At 40.6% G+C, this 1,551-nt stretch carries 3 protein-coding genes; 2 read left to right on the top strand and 1 reads right to left on the bottom strand.

Annotation, left to right across the window (positions count from 1 at the left end):
* The first annotated feature begins 386 nt into the window (after window positions 1-386).
* Window positions 387-980: a tyrosine-type recombinase/integrase gene (locus LOR49_RS17325; RefSeq protein ID WP_240378228.1), complete on the top strand. Its 594-nt coding sequence runs from the start codon at window positions 387-389 to the stop codon at window positions 978-980.
* A 40-nt stretch (window positions 981-1,020) separates the two neighbouring features.
* A complete protein-coding gene (locus LOR49_RS17320; protein WP_240378226.1) occupies window positions 1,021-1,206 on the top strand; it encodes a hypothetical protein in 186 nt (61 codons plus the stop codon).
* Window positions 1,207-1,217: 11 nt separating this feature from the next.
* On the opposite strand, the gene LOR49_RS17315 is transcribed toward LOR49_RS17320, so the two are convergent.
* Complete coding sequence (locus LOR49_RS17315; protein ID WP_240378224.1) at window positions 1,218-1,484, bottom strand: type II toxin-antitoxin system RelE family toxin; 267 nt, start codon at window positions 1,482-1,484, stop codon at window positions 1,218-1,220.
* Window positions 1,485-1,551: the final 67 nt, after the last annotated feature.

Here is a 1,551-nt window from a genome sequence, read left to right as displayed (position 1 = left end):
ACCCTCCTTTAGCAGGAATTCGTTTGTGAAATAACAATGAAGTTATTACAGGTATTTGACAAAAATCACCTATTACCTTCTTTTTTCAAAGAATTGTAATAATTGTAAGTAGATTTTCACAGCACTTCGGGACACGCTGGGGAACCTAAGCATGGAGACAAACTGATATTAGATAAATAACCTTTACAAAGCGATTCCCCTTTCGCATCATCTTTATTTGTTTACAAGAAAGAGAAAATGCCTCGATCTGACAAACGTACGCTTTTGTATAAAAGCGTACGTTTTTTTCCTTGTTTTAACAGGGTCCCTCCCTTATAATGATATGTAAATGTATTATTTCACCATAAAACATACATAACCATACATTTGAAAAGGAGATCAAAACGATGAAAACGGCCCCATCCGAACGGCTCATTCAAGTCGAACCACTCCGAACGGCAGAAGACATTCAAGAAATGAAACTGGCGATTAAACGAGGGAATAAAGCTAAACCGAAACGGGCGGCCTTAGCTGAACGGGATCTGTTTCTGTTTACCTTCGGGATCAATACGGGGCTGCGGGTGTCTGACATCGTTCCATTAACGGTCGGAGACATCAAAGGAAAAGATGCGATGGTCCTGCGGGAAGGAAAAACCGCGAAACCTCGGAAGGTGCTGTTGGCGGGCTTACAGGAAGAAATGGCGCAGTATGTCGAAGGGAAAACCAATGAGGAATACTTGTTTCCGTCTCAAAAAGGCGACAAGCCCATGACCACCACCCAAGTGTATCGGATGTTGCGGGATGCCGGCGATTGGATCGGCCGTCACGACATCGGCACGCATACCATGCGAAAAACGTTTGGGTATCACTATTACCGGCATACAAAAGACATTATGAAGCTAGCCGACATTTTAAATCATTCCGCCCCCAGCATCACCAAGCGATATATCGGCATCACCCAGGATGAGATCACGGAAAGTCTGGAGGGCTTCAAACTCTGATTAAAGACGAAGGAAACGATCGAATGGAGGAGAAGAAGAAATGAAAATGGAAGTCGAAGTATCCAACGAAATCGCAAGAACACTAGAAAGCATAGCGAATCTCCAGCAATGTTCCATTCAAGAAGCAGCCCATACCGTTCTAGAACGGTATTCCGAACGAGCTAAAAATCAAATCGAAGCTGCGCAACGTTCAGCTGATCTTATTTTAAGGAACTCGTCGGAATAATAGACTCTTATTTACTCATAAATATCTTTGCGATGTCCTATATTGAATATAATAATTTTAATTTCATTATCGTTGATGTCAGCCAAGATACGATAATTACCTACACGATAGCGCCAGTATGCTTTTAAATTTCCTTTAAGACTTTTGCCTAAAGCTCTTGGATCTTCCGTGTTGATTAAATTTTTTTCTATCCAAGCAATGATCAGTTTTTGTTGCGCTTTATCAATTTCTTTTAGACTTTTTAGCGCTTTTTTTGTATAAACAACTTGATATGACATCGATTATAGTCCAAGTGTATCTTTCAATTCCTCATGAGTATATGTTTCATGGGGTTTGTTATTTTCA

Source organism: Bacillus piscicola, from assembly GCF_022458745.1.
GTDB lineage: Bacteria > Bacillota > Bacilli > Bacillales > Marinococcaceae > Alteribacillus_A > Alteribacillus_A piscicola.
Note: the sequence above shows the minus strand (reverse complement) of the source record. Positions and strands in the feature narration are given on the sequence as shown.

Excerpts from the sequence above, each read along its gene's own strand:
- LOR49_RS17320 (WP_240378226.1), top strand. The coding sequence starts at position 1,021 with ATGAAAATGGAAGTCGAAGTATCCAACGAAATCGCAAGAACACTAGAA.
- LOR49_RS17315 (WP_240378224.1), bottom strand. The coding sequence starts at position 1,484 with ATGTCATATCAAGTTGTTTATACAAAAAAAGCGCTAAAAAGTCTAAAA.
- LOR49_RS17325 (WP_240378228.1), top strand. The coding sequence starts at position 387 with ATGAAAACGGCCCCATCCGAACGGCTCATTCAAGTCGAACCACTCCGA.